This window comes from Pseudomonas sp. FW215-R2 (assembly GCF_058789255.1).
Genome location: NZ_JBYTBO010000004.1, coordinates 286,662 through 303,017, shown reverse-complemented (window position 1 = coordinate 303,017; position 16,356 = coordinate 286,662). Strand labels below are relative to the sequence as shown.

The 16,356-nt window shown below is 61.8% G+C and carries 9 protein-coding genes; 8 read left to right on the top strand and 1 reads right to left on the bottom strand.

Going from position 1 to position 16,356, the window contains the following annotated elements:
- Positions 1-2: 2 nt before the first annotated feature.
- The 6 genes from AC3WRD_RS08125 to AC3WRD_RS08100 all read left to right on the top strand — a co-directional run bounded on the left by AC3WRD_RS08125 (position 3) and on the right by AC3WRD_RS08100 (position 11,907).
- The gene (locus tag AC3WRD_RS08125) at positions 3-1,367 is read left to right on the top strand and encodes a TolC family outer membrane protein (protein ID WP_096820400.1); all 1,365 of its coding nucleotides are present in this window, start codon (positions 3-5) and stop codon (positions 1,365-1,367) included.
- A gap of 42 nt (positions 1,368-1,409) precedes the next feature.
- Positions 1,410-4,361: an autotransporter serine peptidase EprS gene (gene eprS / locus AC3WRD_RS08120; RefSeq protein ID WP_102619848.1), complete on the top strand. Its 2,952-nt coding sequence runs from the start codon at positions 1,410-1,412 to the stop codon at positions 4,359-4,361.
- A gap of 170 nt (positions 4,362-4,531) precedes the next feature.
- The gene (locus AC3WRD_RS08115; protein ID WP_102619849.1) at positions 4,532-7,618 is read left to right on the top strand and encodes an autotransporter serine protease; all 3,087 of its coding nucleotides are present in this window, start codon (positions 4,532-4,534) and stop codon (positions 7,616-7,618) included.
- A gap of 57 nt (positions 7,619-7,675) precedes the next feature.
- A complete protein-coding gene (locus AC3WRD_RS08110; protein ID WP_102619850.1) occupies positions 7,676-9,364 on the top strand; it encodes a polyurethane esterase in 1,689 nt (562 codons plus the stop codon).
- Positions 9,365-9,515: 151 nt separating this feature from the next.
- The gene (locus tag AC3WRD_RS08105) at positions 9,516-11,369 is read left to right on the top strand and encodes a polyurethane esterase (protein WP_102619851.1); all 1,854 of its coding nucleotides are present in this window, start codon (positions 9,516-9,518) and stop codon (positions 11,367-11,369) included.
- 163 nt (positions 11,370-11,532) lie between these two features.
- Positions 11,533-11,907: a hypothetical protein gene (locus AC3WRD_RS08100; RefSeq protein ID WP_096820405.1), complete on the top strand. Its 375-nt coding sequence runs from the start codon at positions 11,533-11,535 to the stop codon at positions 11,905-11,907.
- Between the two features lie 58 nt (positions 11,908-11,965).
- Here AC3WRD_RS08100 and AC3WRD_RS08095 read toward each other — a convergent pair whose 3' ends face one another.
- Positions 11,966-12,190 (bottom strand): YgdI/YgdR family lipoprotein, encoded by a 225-nt coding sequence (locus AC3WRD_RS08095; RefSeq protein WP_096820406.1) that lies wholly within the window; start codon positions 12,188-12,190, stop codon positions 11,966-11,968.
- Between the two features lie 197 nt (positions 12,191-12,387).
- Between AC3WRD_RS08095 and AC3WRD_RS08090 the strand changes: the two genes are divergently transcribed.
- The gene (locus tag AC3WRD_RS08090) at positions 12,388-14,040 is read left to right on the top strand and encodes a VRR-NUC domain-containing protein (protein ID WP_102619852.1); all 1,653 of its coding nucleotides are present in this window, start codon (positions 12,388-12,390) and stop codon (positions 14,038-14,040) included.
- Positions 14,037-16,355: an ATP-dependent DNA helicase gene (locus tag AC3WRD_RS08085; protein WP_102619853.1), complete on the top strand. Its 2,319-nt coding sequence runs from the start codon at positions 14,037-14,039 to the stop codon at positions 16,353-16,355. Before AC3WRD_RS08090 ends, AC3WRD_RS08085 begins: the two co-directional genes overlap by 4 nt.
- Position 16,356 lies beyond the last annotated feature (1 nt).

The following is a 16,356-nucleotide window of genomic DNA, read 5'->3' as shown; positions in this document are numbered from 1 at the left end:
GGATGTTCGGCTGTATGAATAAGCTTTCCATGCTGGCGGCAGCGTTCGCGCTGCTCGCGGGCAACAGTGCAGTGGCGGCCATGGGGCCGTTCGAGATCTACGAACAGGCGTTGCGCAATGACCCGGTGTTCCTCGGCGCGATCAAGGAACGTGATGCAGGCCTTGAAAACCGGGCCATTGGCCGCGCCGGGTTGTTGCCGAAAGTCGGTTACAACTACAACAAGGGCCACAACACCTCGAAGGTCACGCAGCTCACCGATCGCGGCAACTTTACGGAAAACCGCAACTACAACAGTTACGGCTCCAACTTGACCCTGCAACAGCCGTTGCTCGACTACGAGGCCTACGCCGCGTATCGCAAAGGTGTGGCGCAGTCGCTGTTTGCCGACGAGAACTTCCGGGGCAAGAGCCAGGAACTGTTGGTGCGGGTGCTCGACAACTACACCAAGGCCTTGTTCGCTCAGGATCAGATCGACATCGCCCAGGCCAAGAAGAAGGCGTACGAGCAGCAGTTCCAGCAGAACGAGCACATGTTCAAGCAGGGCGAAGGCACGCGGACCGACATTCTCGAAGCCGAGTCGCGCTATGAACTGGCGACCGCCGAGGAAATCGAGGCCCGCAACGAACAGGATGCCGCGCTGCGTGAACTGGGTGCGCTGGTTGGTGTGCCGACAGTGGACATCACCGATTTGGCGCCGCTGGATCAGAACTTCCAGACCTTCGCGTTGATGCCGGCCAACTACGACACCTGGCACGAACTGGCGATCAGCAACAACCCGAACCTGGCGTCACAGCGCCAGGCAGTGGAAGTGGCCCGTTATGAAGTGGAGCGCAACCGCGCCGGGCACCTGCCGAAAGTCAGTGCCTACGCCTCGATGCGCCAGAACGAATCGGAAAGCGGCAACACCTATAACCAGCGCTACGACACCAACACCATCGGCATCGAAGTCAACGTGCCGTTGTACGCCGGTGGCGGGGTGTCGGCATCGACCCGTCAGGCCAGCCGCACCATGGAGCAGGCCGAATACGAACTGGACGGCAAGACCCGCGAAACGCTGATCGAACTGCGTCGCCAGTTCAGTGCCTGCCTGTCCGGTGTCAACAAACTGCGCGCCTACCAGAAAGCCCTGACGTCGGCCGAGGCGCTGGTGGTCTCGACCAAGCAAAGCATTCTTGGCGGTGAGCGGACCAACCTGGACGCGCTGAACGCCGAACAACAACTGTTTACCACCCGCCGCGATCTGGCCCAGGCCCGCTATGACTACCTCATGGCCTGGACCAAATTGCATTACTACGCGGGCACCTTGAGCGAGCAGGATCTGGCTCGGGTGGACGAAGCATTCGGGCAAGGCCCACGGACGCAATAGCACCGTAGTTTTTACACAAAACAACAAAAACGAGTGGTGAACATGGACGTACGCTTCAAGCCGGCTTCGGTCGGCACCCTGTTGCTTGTGATTTTTATCAACCCGGCCCAGGCGCAATACGTGGATTCGGGCAAACCCGGCGATCCAGCCAGTTGGCGCTCCGCCGAATTCCTGCGGGACTGGGGGCTGGACCGGATGCAGGCCGATCAGGCCTACGCCGCCGGTATCACCGGCAAGGGCGTGAAGATCGGCGCGCTGGACTCCGGTTTCGACGCGGCCCATCCCGAGTTCGCCAGCGACCGGTATCACCCGGTATCGGCCAGCGGCAGCTATGTCGATGGCTCGCTGTTCACGGTCAACGGCACGCTTAACCCGAACAACGATTCTCACGGCACGCACGTGGTCGGCACCATGGGCGCCTTCCGCGATGGCAGCGGGATGCACGGCGTGGCGTTCAATGCGCAGATCTACGTCGGCAACACCAACAAGAACGACAGTTTTCTGTTCGGCCCCAATCCCGACCCGCGCTATTTCAAAGCGGTGTACGACGCACTGGCCGATGCCGGCGTGCGGGCGATCAACAACAGTTGGGGCAGTCAGCCGCCGGATGTCAGCTATCGAACCCTGGCCGATCTGCACGCCGCTTACGCTCAGCATTGGAACAAAGGCACCTGGCTCGATGCCGCCGCCGATGTTTCACGCCGCGGCGTGATCAACGTGTTCAGCGCCGGCAACAGCGGTTACCCCAACGCCAGCGTGCGTTCGGCGCTGCCGTATTTTCAGCCGGACCTGGAAGGCCATTGGCTGGCCGTGTCGGGGCTGGATCAGAGCAATCAGCAGAAGTACAACCAGTGCGGCATCGCCAAATACTGGTGCATCACCACGCCGGGGGCAAAGATCGACAGCACCATTCCCGACGGCGGTTACGCGATCAAGTCCGGCACCTCGATGGCCGCGCCCCATGCTACCGGCGCCTTGGCGCTGGTGATGGAGCGTTACCCGTACATGAACAACCAGCAGGCGCTGGAAGTGCTGCTGACCACCGCCACTCAACTCGACGGCAGCGTGACAAGCGCACCGACCGAACGGGTCGGCTGGGGCGTCGCCAACCTGAAGCGGGCGATGGGCGGACCGGGGCAATTGCTCGGCGCGTTCGACGCGAATCTGGCCACCGGGCAACGCGATGTGTGGAGCAACGACATCTCCGACAAGGCGCTGATCCAGCGTCAGAGCGAAGACCTCGCCGAGCACAGTGCCTGGCAGCAAACCCTGCAAAGCAAAGGTTGGCAGAACGGAATTTCGGCAGGCGCCAGCCAACAGGACCAGACCGATTACGCTGTCGGCATGGCCCGTGATGCGGCCGCCGCCAATCGGGTGTATCAGGGCAGCCTGATCAAGTCCGGCGCCGGGCAATTGATTCTGACCGGCGACAGCACCTATCGCGGCCCGACCACGGTCAATGGCGGCCTGCTGAGCGTCAACGGTTCGCTGACGTCCGCCGTTACGGTTAATGACGGCGGCACCCTCGGCGGTTCCGGCCGAATCGGCGCACTGATCGCCAACAGCGGCAGTCGCGTGGCACCGGGCAACTCCATCGGCACCTTGAATGTGGCCGGTGACGTGACCTTCGCGCCTGGCTCGACCTACGCGGTGGAGCTGTCACCGAACGCCAGCGATCGCATCGTCGCCAGCGGCACGGCGTCCATCAGCGGCGCCACCGTCAGTCTGTCGCTGGAAAACAGCCCGACCTTGCTCAGCACCGCTGAAGCGAAAAGCCTGCTCGGTCATCAGTACGACATTCTGCAAGCGGCCGGTGGCATCCAGGGCCAGTTCGGCGCCGTGGTGCCGGATTACCTGTTCATCGGTGGCAGTCTCGCGTACAGCGGCAACGGCATCGCGCTGAATGTCGAACGCAACGCGAGGTCTTTTGCCAGCGTCGGCCAGACCCCGAACCAGCGGGCCGTGGCCAGCGCCGTCGAAGGCATGGGCGCCGGTAACTCCGTGTACGAAAGCCTGTTGCTGTCGGCCACCGCCAGCGATGCACAGCAAGCCTTCCAGCAACTGAGCGGGGAAATCTACCCGGCCCTCGGTTCGGTACTGATTAACGACAGTCGTCAGTTGCGCGACGCCATCGGCGAACGCCTGCACGACGCAAACGCCGCGCAAAGCAACGGCTGGATCAAGGCCCTCGGCGCCTGGGGCACGACCGATTCGCAACACGACACCGCCGGCTACAGCACATCCATCGGCGGCCTGCTGGCAGGCGTCGACGGCGCGCTGGACGAGCAGACCCGCATCGGTCTGGTCACCGGTTACAGCGACAGCTCGTTGAGCATGGGTTCTGGCACGCATTCCTCGGCCAAGGTCGACAGTTACCACCTCGGCACTTACGCCGGGCACAACATCGGCGACTGGCGTCTGAGCACCGGCGCGGCCTACAGCTGGCATCGCGCCGACGTCAAACGTGATCTGCAATACGGCGACGTCAGCGCCAAACAGAAAGCCAAGGTCGATGCCGCCACCACACAGGTATTTGGTGAAGCGGCCTATCGACTGAATCTGCAACCACTGGCCCTGGAGCCGTTCGCCAATCTGGCCTACGTGCATTTGGACAGCGACGGTTTCACCGAGAAGGGCGACGCTGCGGCGTTGAAAAGCAGCGGCGACCAGCGTGACGCGGTGCTCAGCACCCTCGGCGTCAGGGCGATCAAGACAATCAACCTGTCGGGCACGCAAAAACTCGATGTCAGCGGCCATCTCGGCTGGCAGCACAGCCTCACGGACATCGAGGCCGAGCAGCATTTGCGTTTCGCCAGCGGCAGCGCGCCGTACAGCGTCGAAAGCACGCCGCTGGTGCGCGACGCGGCGCTGGTCGGCGTGCAGGCCAGCCTGGCAGTCACCCGCGACGTGCGGATCAACCTGGATTACACCGGACAACTGGCCAACCGTGAGAAGAGTCACGGCGTCGGCCTGAGCCTGAACTGGCAGTTCTGACTCACCGAGAGATGATCGTTCCCACGCTCCCGCGTGGGGATGCAGCCCGTGACGCTCCGCGTCCCTAGAGGCATTCCCACGCAGAGCGTGGGAACGATCAACGGGGAGGGCGTGGGAACGATCACTTCAATAGACGGATTTTGTGCAACATCACTAAGGAAGGTCGCTGGATGAAAAATAACAACACCCCCGCGCAATCGGGTGGATGCTTTCGCCTGAAAACTCTCAATCGCGCCTTGCTTTGCGCCTTGGCCACCTGGGGTAGCGCACACGCTGCGCCCTATGTGGAAAGCGGCCGGGCAGGGGATGCCGCCAGTTGGCGCAGCGCCGAATTCCAGGCGGATTGGGGCCTGGGCGCGATTGGCGCGGATTACGCCTACGCCGCGGGTTACACCGGCAAAGGCGTGAAGCTGGGGATCTTCGACCAGCCGGTGTACGCCGCGCACCCGGAGTTTTCCGGGCCGAATAAAGTCGTGACCCTGGTCACCAGCGGCATTCGTGAATACACCGACCCGTACATCCCGGTCAAAGCCGGGGACGCTTTCCGTTATGACGGTTCGCCCTCGGTCGGTTCCGACGGCAAGCTCGGCGCCCACGGCACCCACGTTGGCGGCATCGCCGCCGGCAGCCGTGACGGTGGGCCGATGCACGGCGTGGCGTTCGGTGCGCAGATCATCAGCGCCGACAACGGCGACCCGGGCCCGGAAGACGGTATCGTGCGCGGCAACGACGGCGCGGTGTACAAGGCCGGCTGGGATGCCCTGATCGCCAGTGGCGCGCGGATCATCAACAATAGCTGGGGGATCGGTATCACCGACCGCTTCGATCTCGGCGGCCGTGACCCGGCGTACCCGCATTTCACCGTCAACGACGCGCAATTGCAGTTCAACGAGATCCGCACACTGCTGGGCACCAAACCCGGCGGCGCCTACGACGGTGCAATCGCCGCCGCGCGCAGCGGTATCGTGACGATTTTCGCGGCGGGCAACGACTACAACCTGAACAACCCGGACGCCATCGCCGGCCTCGGTTACTTCGTGCCGGACATCGCGCCGAACTGGATCACCGTCGCCGCACTGCAAAAGAACCCGGATCTGGCCAGTGCCAATCCCTACATCATGAGTACGTTCTCTTCGCGCTGCGGCTACACCGCGAGTTTCTGCGTCTCGGCACCGGGTACGAAAATCTACAGCTCGATCATTGAAGGCACCAACGCCGACAACCTGACCACCGGCTACAAAAACTACAACGGCACCTCGATGGCCGCACCACACGTGGCCGGTTCCATGGCGGTGTTGATGGAGCGCTTCCCGTACATGTCCGGTGATCAGGTTGCCAGCGTGTTGCGCACCACGGCCACTGACCTTGGCGCACCGGGCATCGACGCCCTGTACGGCTGGGGCATGATCAACCTGCGCAAGGCCATCGACGGCCCGGCGATGTTCGTCACCGAGCAAGACATTCCCGAAGAATTCCGCATCCAGGGTGCCTATGGCTCCGGCCAGTTCGTGGCCGACCTGCCAGGCATCGGCGCGATCATCGACGCCGGCAAACCCACCGAGCGCGTGTGCACCGACATCACCTGCGGTCTCGACACCTGGCGCAACGACATTTCCGGCCACGGCGGTTTGACCAAGCAAGGGATCGGCACCCTGGTCATGACCGGCGCCAACACCTACACCGGTCCGACCCTGGTCAATCAGGGGCGACTGGCGATCAATGGCTCGCTGCAATCGGCGGTCACGGTCAACGATGGTGGCATCCTCGGCGGTAACGGGCACATCGCGGCACTGACCGCGAAGAGCGGCGGTATCGTCGCGCCGGGCAACTCCATCGGCACCTTGAACGTGGCCGGTGACGTGACCTTCGAACCGGGTTCGACCTATTCCGTCGAAGTCTCGCCGACCAGCAGCGACCGCGTTGTCGCTGGCGGCACTGCAACCATCGAGGGCGCAACGGTCGCCCTGACCCTGGAAAACAGCCCGACGCTGCTGACCACCGGCGAGGTGAAATCCCTGCTCGGCAGCCAGTTCAACATTCTGCAGGCGGCGGGTGGCATTCAAGGGCGCTTCGGTCAGGTCTTGCCGAGTTATGCGTTTCTCGGCGGCACCCTCGATTACTCCTCGGGCGGTGTTCAACTGGACGTCGGGCGTAACGGTGCGTCGTTCGCCAGCGTCGGCCTGACCCCGAACCAGCGTGCCGTCGGTGCAGCCGCCGAACGTCTGGGCGCGGGCAATGCGTTGTTCGAAACCCTGTTGCTGTCGCCGACTGCCGCTGTCGCGCAGGATGCCTTCCAGCAACTGTCCGGCGAGATTCACCCGGCCATCGGCACCATGCTGATCAACGACAGCCATTACCTGCGCGATGCCGTGGGCGAACGTCTGCGCGAGCGTGACCTGTTCGACGCCGGTGCACCGACCGATGACCGCAGCAACGCCTGGCTTAAAGTGCTGGGCGCCTGGGGCAAGAGCGATGGCGGCTATAAAAATGCCGACTCCAACAGCTCCATTGGTGGCTTGCTGGCCGGTGTCGACGGGCTGATCGCTGAAGATACGCGTCTGGGTTTCGTTACCGGTTATAGCGACAGCTCTTTGAACATGGGCAAAGGTACACATTCGTCTGCATCGGCCGATAGTTATCACTTGGGTGCGTACCTGGGGCATCAGATCGATGCCCTGCGTCTGACCGCCGGCGCGGCTTACAGCTGGCATCGCATCGACGTCAAACGTGATCTGCAATTTGCCGGTGTCAGCGGCAAGCAGAAAACCAAACGCGATGCGACCACCGCGCAACTGTTCACAGAAGCAGCCTACGATCTCGGTCTGCAACCGATGAATCTGGAGCCGTTCGCCAACCTGGCTTACGTGCACCTGAACAGCGACAGCTTCACCGAGAAGGGTGATGCCGCCGCACTGAAGGGCGGTGAAGATAACCGCGACGCCGTGCTGTCGACCCTCGGTGTCCGCGCCAAGCGCACGTTTGCCCTGTCGGACAAACATCAGCTGGAACTGGGCGCGACACTGGGCTGGCAGCACAACCTGAGCAGCGTGGATTCCGACAGCCACTTGGCCTTCGTCAATGGCAACAGTGCATTCACGGTGCAAAGTGCGTCGATGGATCGCGATGCGGCAGTGGTCGGCGTTCGTGCCGGCCTGGCGCTCAATCGCGATGTCCGGGTCAACCTGGACTACAACGGACTGATCGGTTCGAACGAGAAGGACCACGGTGTGGGCCTGACGCTGGACTGGCAGTTCTAAGGTGTAGCGGCAGTTCGGCAAAGAACTGCCGTTTTTGAAAGGAAGAGAGAGCACGACATGGGACTGTTTGACTACAAAAATGCCGACGGCAAAGCGTTGTACAGCGATGCCATCGCACTGACGCTGTATTCCTACACGCCGACCGGGCAGGCTTTGCCCGGCACCGGTTGGGCGCCACTGGGCGCCACGGCACTGGGTTATCAAGGAAAGACCGACGCGAAAGGAACGTTCTTCGGCGAGAAGGACGGCTTCACCAGCGCCGAGGCGGAAGTGCTCGGCAAATACGACGCGGCGGGCAAGCTGATCGGTATCGGCGTGGCCTTTCGCGGCACGGGCGGGCTGGATTACAGCGACACCTTCGGTGACATGAAAAACAACCTGCTGGCAGCCATCGGGCCAGTGGATTACGCCACCAACTACGCGAAAAACGCCTTCGACAACCTGCTGAAGGCTGTGGCCGCGTTTGCCACGGCCCATGGCATCGCCGCCAAGGACGTGCTGATCAGCGGCCACAGCCTCGGCGGTCTCGGGGTCAACAGCGTGGCGGATCTGAGCGCGAGCAACTGGGGCGGGTTCTTCAAGGACGCCAACTACATTTCGTTCGCCTCGCCGACCCAAAGCAGCACCGGCACCAACGTGCTGAACATCGGCTACGAGAACGATCCGGTGTTCCGTGTGCTCGACGGCACCACGTTCAGCACGGCGTCGATGGGCAAACACGACAAGCCGCACGACTCGACCACCGACAACATCGTCAACTTCAACGATAACTACGCGTCCACCGCGCAGAACCTGGTGCCGTTCAGCATCGTCAATCCGCTGAACTGGTCGGCTCACAGCTCGCTGGGGTATGCCGATGGCCTGAACCGGGTGATCGACTCGAAGTTCTACAACCTCACCAGCCAGGACTCGACCATCATCGTGTCCAACCTGGAAGCGTCATCCCGGGGCAAGACCTGGGTCGAAGATCTGGGCCGCAGTGGTGAGCCGCACACCGGCAGCACCTTCATCATCGGCACCGACAGCAACGACTGGCTCAAGGGCGGGGCGGGCAACGACTTCCTCGAAGGCCGCGCCGGTGATGATCTGTTCCGCGATGACGGTGGCTTCAACATTCTGCTCGGCGGCCAGGGCCACAACACCTTCGATCTGCAGAAGCCGTTGCAGAACTTCAGTTTTGCCAACGACGGTGACGGCACGCTGTACGTGCGCGACGCCTACGGCGGCATCAGCATGACTCGCGACATCGGCGCACTGGTGAGCAAGGAGTCGGGGTCGTGGTGGAGCAGCAAGGAAATCACCTGGACCGTCACCGGCAAAGGCCTGGCCAATGGCAGTGAACTGACCCAGTACAACCATTCGCTCAATGGCGGTGCTTTCGGCGACACGCTGAAGGCCACCGCTGACGGCGACTGGCTGTTCGGTCTGGGCGGCGACGATCACCTGTTCAGCGACAAAGCCCATGTGACCTTCGTCGGCGGCGCCGGCAACGACGTGATGAGTGCGGTGGGTGGCAACAACACCTTCCTGTTCAGCGGCGCCTTCGGCTTCGATGCGATCAATGGCTACCAGGGCAGCGACAAACTGGTGTTCATGGGCGTTCAGGGCGCAGGGCAGGGCTACGACTACAAGCAACACGCTTCGCAGTCCGGCGCCGATACCGTGCTGAAGATTGGCGACTATGCCGTGACCCTGATCGGGGTGGGTGTGGCTAACCTGTCCGACTCGAGTTTCGTGTTCGCCTGATTCCGTGTGGGAACCACCGCGGCTTGCGGTGGTTCCCATTGGGGTTGCATGACACAAATGTTGTAACTGAAATGCTCCGGAACGCCTCGGGAGGGGCGCTTTGGTTGTGAGCTATCTCTGAATAATTCCAACAAAGAGAGAGGCAACAGCAATGGGTGTGTACGACTACAAGAACTTCAGCTCAGCGGATTCCAAGGCGTTGTTCACTGATGCCATGGCCATCACGCTGTACTCCTATCACAACCTCGACAACGGTTTCGCTGTCGGGTATCAGCACAACGGCTTCGGCCTCGGCCTGCCGGCCACGCTGGTTTCGGCGCTGATCGGCGGCACGGATTCGCAAGGTGTGATTCCCGGACTCCCGTGGAACCCCGACTCGGAAAAACTCGCCCTCGACGCCGTGAAAAAGGCTGGTTGGACGCCTATCACCGCCTCGCAACTGGGCTATGACGGCAAGACCGATGCTCGCGGGACCTTTTTCGGCGAAAAGGCCGGCTACACCAGCGCGCAAGTGGAAATCCTCGGCAAATACGACGCTCAGGGCCATCTCACGGAAATCGGCATCGCCTTTCGCGGCACCAGCGGCCCGCGGGAGATCCTGATCGGCGACTCCATCGCCGACGCCATCAATGACCTGCTCGCCGCGTTCGGCCCCAAGGATTACGCCAAGAACTACGTTGGTGAAGCCTTCGGCAACCTGCTGAACGATGTGGTGGCCTTCGCCAAGGCCAACGGTCTCACCGGCAAGGACGTGCTGGTCAGCGGCCACAGCCTCGGCGGCCTGGCGGTCAACAGCATGGCGGACTTGAGCGGCAGCAAATGGGGCGGGTTCTTCCAGGACTCCAACTACATCGCCTACGCCTCGCCGACCCAAAGCAGCACCGACAAAGTGCTCAACGTCGGCTACGAGAACGATCCGGTGTTCCGCGCGCTCGACGGTTCGACCTTCACCGGTGCGTCCCTCGGCGTGCATGACGCGTCGAAGGTTTCGGCGACCGACAACATCGTCAGCTTCAACGACCACTACGCCTCGAACGTCTGGAACGTGCTGCCATTCTCGATCGTCAACGTCCCGACCTGGATCTCGCACCTGCCGACCGCTTACGGCGATGGCATGAACCGGGTGATCGAGTCGAAGTTCTACGACCTCACCAGCCGTGACTCGACGATCATCGTCGCCAACCTGTCGGACCCGGCGCGGGCCAACACCTGGGTGCAGGACCTCAACCGCAACGCCGAAACCCACAAGGGCAGCACCTTTATCATCGGCAGCGACGGCAACGACCTGATCCAGGGCGGCAGCGGCAACGATTACCTGGAGGGCCGCGCCGGCAACGACACGTTCCGTGACAGCGGCGGCTACAACGTCATTCTTGGCGGCGCCGGCAACAACACCCTCGACTTGCAGCAGTCGGTGAACAAGTTCGACTTCGCCAACGACGGCGCCGGCAACCTGTACATCCGCGATGCCAACGGCGGGATCAGCATCACCCGCGACATCGGCAGCATCGTCACCAAGGAGCCGGGTTTCCTCTGGGGCCTGTTCAAGGACGACGTGACCCACAGCGTCACGGCGGATGGCCTGAAGGTCGGCAACAACGTCACTCAGTACGAGTCGAGCGTGAAGGGCACCACTGGCGTCGACACCCTCAAGGCCCACGCCAGCGGTGACTGGCTGTTCGGCCTGGACGGCAACGATCACTTGATCGGTGGCGTGGGCAACGACGTGTTTGTCGGTGGTGCCGGCAATGACCTGATGGAGTCGGGCGGCGGGGCGGATACGTTCCTGTTCAACGGCGCGTTCGGCCAGGACCGGGTGGTGGGATTCACCGGCAACGACAAACTGGTGTTCCTCGGTGTGCAGGGCGTGTTGCCGGGCGATGACTTCCGCGCCCATGCCACCTCGGTGGGGCAGGATACGGTGCTGAAGTTCGGCGGTGATTCCGTGACGCTGGTCGGGGTTTCGCTGAGCAGTCTCAGTGCCGATGGCATCGTGATCGCCTGAGGGTGACGGTGGAGGGGGAATTCTTTCCCTCTCCACATCAAAAGTGACTCATTGGCCACTACCTGACTCAAACCCCTGCACCAACAGGAAATGCGGACTAAAGCCAATGACGATGTAACCGTCATGTATAGGCAAGCCGCCATTGAGTACAGGAGATTCAAACGTGAAAGGTTTCAAGGGGTATATCGGTATCGTCGGGTTGGCGCTGCTTTCGGCCAATGCCTGGGCCGATCTGCCTCACAGCTCGATTCTGAGCCGCTATGGCGTCAGTACCGATGAATTGCCAAAGCCGGTCGAAAGCGATGAAGTCAAACCCGTTGAAGAGAAAAGCCGCTTTCATATCCAGCCCGAACAACCGTTCGTGACCGTTCGTATCGGCGAAAACAATGAGCCCGAAATGACCGGCAACCTGAGCATCGACCGCATGGCGCAACAGGAGCGTCAACGTTGCCAGCGCTTGCAGGAAGAAATGGTCCGGCGCGGTGAACGCGCGTTGAACTGCGACGGCACCCTTCCGGGCATGGCATTACCCCGCTGAAGAATGCAAAAAAGGCTGCGCTCCAACAGGATTGCAGCCTTTTTTGATGGAGTAACCGTCAATCTTCCTTGCGCACCGTGGCCACTTCGTCGGACTTCACGCGGATCTTCGCGCCGGAAATGTCCCGGAATTCATAAAAACCATCGTCGGACTTGGTCTTCGGCATGTCCTGGGTCAAATACTGCGTGCCGTTCTGCAACGTCACCACCGTCGGGGTCGAGCAACCGGCCAATGCCAGCAAAGCCACAGCCGCCATCGGCATAGCCATTTTTCTGAAATTCATACCCAGCGTTCCTCATTCAATTCGACCGATGCCGGTCTTCTAACGCGGTTGGTGCCGAATAGCCCGCAAAAGTTCGATGGACTGGCGAAAAAACCCGAATCGCGGATGCCACTGATCCTTTTCCGTTTGCACCCGGCGGGGCGGAACTGGTATCTGTACGCATAACCAGTATTCGTTCGCCATGGCCCCTTATCACCGTGACTTCCAGCCCCCTCGACGATCCGTTCTATTACCTCAACAACTTCCGGCAAGTGCTTGACTGGCTTGAGCTTCGTTATGCCGATGTGATGAGCGAAACGGAACATGCTTTCATCAGCGACTTCAAGGCACTGCCTCGCGGGTCCCAGGGTTTGCTGGTGCGGATGGTGATGCGCAAGGGCGTGCATTTTCGGGCGGGCAAGCTCAGTTATGCGGAAATTGGCGACATCGCGTTGGCCGCGCAGCCGTTGCTCGATCATGGTTGGCTGGATGAGCAGGCGCTGCTGTCGATGCCGGAGTTGTTCGATCTGTGTTTGAAGGCCGAAGTCCTGCAAGCGTTCGGCCCGGCGATCGACTCGCCCAAGGGCCGCAAAGTCGACTGGCTGCCGGGCCTGCATGAGCAGTTTCCCGAATCACGCCGCTGGCACGACTGGTGCCCGGCGATTGCAGATCGATTGTTCAGCCTGACGCTGATGGACCTGTGCGACCGGTTTCGCCTGATGTTCTTCGGCAACCTGTATCAGGATTGGTCGGAGTTTGTCCTCGCTGATCTCGGGATCTTCACCTACGAAAAAGTCGAATTCAGCGCCGATTCCCGGGGCCTGCGCAGCCGGGCCGACGTCGATGCCTGCCTGTTCCTGCACGATTGTCAGCAACGTTTCGAAGCGGGCGAGGCGCTTGAGCCGATTGCCGAAAAGCTGAGCGCTTTGCAGTTCGACAACCCGTGGCTGCAGCGTCGGCTCGGCAATTTGCTGTTCCAGATCGGCCAGCATTGCGAACGCATCGAAGAGTTTGCCCTGGCCTTGAGCCTGTATCGCGACTGCGCCTACCCCGGCGCGCGGTTGCGGATGATTCGGGTGCTGGAGCGCTGTGGCGAATATGCGCTGGCGCTGGAGTTGGGCACGCTGGCCGAACAGGCGCCGGAAAGCGCCGCCGAACAACAGGGCCTGCAACGGGCGCTGCCACGTCTGCGGCGCAAACTCGGCGGGCCGGCGCTCAAACGCGTTGCGCCAAGACCGGTGGAACGGCTGGATCTGCACTTGGAACGGCTCGATCCGTCGCTGTCGGTGGAATATCACGTGCAGGCGCACCTGCATGAAGACGCAGGCCCGGTGCATTACGTGGAAAACAGCCTGATCAATTCACTGTTCGGCCTGTTGTGCTGGCCGGCGATTTTCGCGCCGCTGCCGGGCGCGTTTTTCAATCCGTTCCAGCGTGGGCCGGCAGATTTGCTTCATGAGGATTTTCAGGGCCGTCGGGCCGAACTGTTCGAGGCCTGCCTGGCGGAACTCGACGACGGCCGTTATGCCGACACCATCCGCAGCCGATTTGCCACCAAGTGGGGCATTCAGTCGCCTTTCGTGTTCTGGGGGGCGCTCAATGAAGAACTGCTGGAGCAAGCGCTGACCTGCCTGCCGGCCGAACACCTCAAGCACTGGTTCAATCGCCTTTTGCTGGACATCAAGGCCAACCGCGCCGGCATGCCGGACCTGATCCAGTTCTGGCCGCAGCACAAGACCTACCGGATGATCGAAGTCAAAGGCCCCGGCGACCGCTTGCAGGACAACCAACTTCGCTGGCTGGAGTTTTGCCATACGCACCAGATGCCGGTGGCCGTGTGTTACGTGCAATGGGCGGAGCAGGGCGCTTGAGCTACAGCATTGCGGTGCGGGCGTTGTGCGAGTTCACCGCCAAGTGCGGCGACCTGGACTTGCGCTTCACACCGTCGCCCACCGCGCTGGAAGGTATCGCCGGTCACCGCACCGTCGCCTCGCGGCGCAATGACGCCTATCAGAGCGAAGTCGCGCTGGAAGGTGAATTTCGCACTTTGAAGGTCAAGGGCAGGGCGGACGGCTACGATCCGACGCAGAACTGTCTGGAGGAAGTCAAAACCTACCGTGGCGACCTGAGCAAACAACCGGCCAACCACCGCGCGCTGCACTGGGCGCAGGCGAAGATCTACGGTTGGCTGATGTGTTGCCGGTTGCAGCTGGAGCAGATCAATCTGGCGCTGGTGTACTTCGATATCGTCAGCGAAAAGGAAACCTGTCTGGTCGAAGCCTTCAGCGCCGAAACCTTGCGCGGATTCTTCGAACAACAATGTGGCTTGTTCCTGGCATGGGCCGAACAGGAAATGGCCCACCGTGAGGCCCGCAATCACGCGGCGCAGCAGTTGAACTTTCCCCATCCAGAGTTCCGCACCGGCCAGCGTCATCTCGCCGAATCGGTGTTCAAAGCCGTCAGCACCGGCCGCTGCCTGATGGCCCAGGCCCCCACCGGCATCGGCAAGACCCTCGGCACGCTGTTCCCGATGCTCAAGGCGCTGGCGCCGCAGCAACTGGACAAGGTGTATTTCCTGACCGCCAAGACCCCGGGACGCAAACTGGCACTGGACGCGGCGCAAGTGCTGTTCGATCGCAGCGAAACCCTGCCACTGCGGGTGCTGGAGATGGTCGCCCGGGACAAGGCTTGCGAGCATCCCGACAAGGCCTGTCATGGCGAGTCCTGCCCGTTGGCCCAAGGATTTTACGATCAACTGCCGGCGGCACGTGAAGCCGCCAGCCGATTGCAATTGATGGATCAGGCAGCGCTCCGCGATGTCGCCGCGCAACACTCGGTGTGTCCGTATTACCTGAGCCAGGAAATGGCGCGCTGGGCCGATGTGGTGGTGGCGGACTACAACTATTACTTCGATTTCAGCGCGCTGCTGTTCGGCCTGGCCCAGCTCAATCAATGGAAGGTCGCGGTGCTGGTGGACGAGGCGCACAACCTGGTCGAGCGCGGGCGGCAGATGTACAGCGCCACCCTCGATCAGGCGATCTTCAATGACGTGCGCAAAACCGCGCCCGAGGTTTTGAAAAAGCCTTTGCAGCGGGTCAACCGTGAATGGAATGCCCTGCACAACGCGCAACTGGCGCCGTATCAGGCTTACGACAAGGCGCCGGAAAAACTGCTGCAAGCGATCATGTCGTGCAGCGCGAGCATCGGCGATTACCTCAACGACCACCCGCAAGGACTCGACAGTGGCTTGCAGAATGTCTACTTCGAAATGCTGCAATTCGGTCGCGTAGCGGAGTTGTTCGACGCGCACTACCTGTTCGACATCAGCAAGCGTGACATCGACCGCAAACGCCCGTTGTCGCAACTATGCCTGCGCAACGTGGTGCCGGCCGCGCTGCTCGGTCCGCGCCTGAAATCGGCCCGCAGCAGCGTGCTGTTCTCCGCGACCCTCAGCCCGCGCCACTATTACGCCGACTTGCTCGGCACCCCGGCCGACACGGTGTGGATCGACGTTGAATCGCCGTTCAGCGCCGAACAGTTGCAGGTGCGGATCATCAGCCAGATCTCCACCCGATTCACCCATCGTCAGGCGTCGCTCGAACCGATTGTCGAGCTGATCGCCCGCCAGTTTGGCGAGCGCCCGGGCAACTATCTGGCGTTCTTCAGCAGCTTCGATTACCTGCAACAGGTCGCGCAACTGCTCGCTGAACGGCATCCGCACATCACGCTCTGGCAGCAATCGCGGGGCATGGCCGAAGGGCAGCGGCAGGCGTTTCTCGATCAGTTCACGACGCACAGCCAGGGCATCGGTTTTGCGGTACTCGGCGGCGCGTTCGGCGAAGGTATCGACCTGCCCGGTGCCCGGCTGATCGGTGCCTTCGTCGCCACGCTGGGTCTGGCGCAGCTCAACCCGGTCAACGAACAGATGAAACGGCGCATGGCGGCGATCTTCGGTGCCGGTTATGACTACACCTACCTGTTCCCCGGCGTGCAGAAAGTGGTGCAGGCCGCCGGGCGGGTGATCCGCACCCAGCAGGATCGCGGTGTGGTCATGCTGATCGACGACCGTTTCGCCGAGCGCCGGATCCAACAGTTGTTGCCGCGCTGGTGGCAGCTCGACCATGCAGATGCGCCTTTCCAATCCGCCGGTTTGACGCATACTCCTGTTATTGAAAATCTGCTTTGAG

What these genes read in the sequence shown, in the direction of transcription:
- AC3WRD_RS08095 (WP_096820406.1), bottom strand. Translation starts at nt 12,190, where the DNA reads ATGAATTTCAGAAAAATGGCTATGCCGATGGCGGCTGTGGCTTTGCTG.
- AC3WRD_RS08125 (WP_096820400.1), top strand. Translation starts at nt 3, where the DNA reads ATGTTCGGCTGTATGAATAAGCTTTCCATGCTGGCGGCAGCGTTCGCG.
- AC3WRD_RS08110 (WP_102619850.1), top strand. Translation starts at nt 7,676, where the DNA reads ATGGGACTGTTTGACTACAAAAATGCCGACGGCAAAGCGTTGTACAGC.
- AC3WRD_RS08105 (WP_102619851.1), top strand. Translation starts at nt 9,516, where the DNA reads ATGGGTGTGTACGACTACAAGAACTTCAGCTCAGCGGATTCCAAGGCG.
- eprS (WP_102619848.1), top strand. Translation starts at nt 1,410, where the DNA reads ATGGACGTACGCTTCAAGCCGGCTTCGGTCGGCACCCTGTTGCTTGTG.
- AC3WRD_RS08115 (WP_102619849.1), top strand. Translation starts at nt 4,532, where the DNA reads ATGAAAAATAACAACACCCCCGCGCAATCGGGTGGATGCTTTCGCCTG.